The 479-nt window shown below is 55.3% G+C and carries 1 protein-coding gene; it reads left to right on the top strand.

Annotated elements, in window-relative coordinates; genetic code table 11:
• A partial coding sequence (locus ACTHTY_RS11730) for a radical SAM protein (RefSeq protein WP_440367802.1) occupies positions 1–479 on the top strand: 479 nt, incomplete at both ends.

The raw sequence follows: 479 nt of genomic DNA, 5'->3' as shown, positions 1-479 counted from the left end.
GAAGAATTCTCCCGCCCACTTAACGACGTATTGACTGAACTTGCCGGTTTGGCGCAACAAGGCGTTAAAGCAATCAACCTCTTAGGCCAAAACGTCACTGCCTATCGCGGTGACATGTACAACGGCGAAATCTGCGCCTTTGCCACCTTGTTTCTCATCGTCCACGACATCCCCGGCCTAGCACGCCTGCGCTTTCCCACCATCCATCCGCGCGAATTTACCGACGCGATTATCGCGTGTTACCGAGACCTGCCGAAGCTGGTTTCCCCCCTGCACCTACCGATCCAAAGCGGTTCCGCCCGCGTATTGCGTGCGATGAGACGTGGATACACCGCTTTGGAATACAAATCCATCATCCGCAAACTGCGTGCAATCCGTCCGGAGTTGTGCATCGGCTACGACTTTATCGCAGGCTTCCCGGGTGATACCGAGCGCGCGTCAGAGCAAACGTTGAAACGGGTGAAAGAAACGGCATTCGA

The organism is Neisseria sp. P0019.S002, assembly GCF_051957155.1.
Classification (GTDB): domain Bacteria; phylum Pseudomonadota; class Gammaproteobacteria; order Burkholderiales; family Neisseriaceae; genus Neisseria; species Neisseria perflava.
Note: the sequence above shows the minus strand (reverse complement) of the source record. Positions and strands in the feature narration are given on the sequence as shown.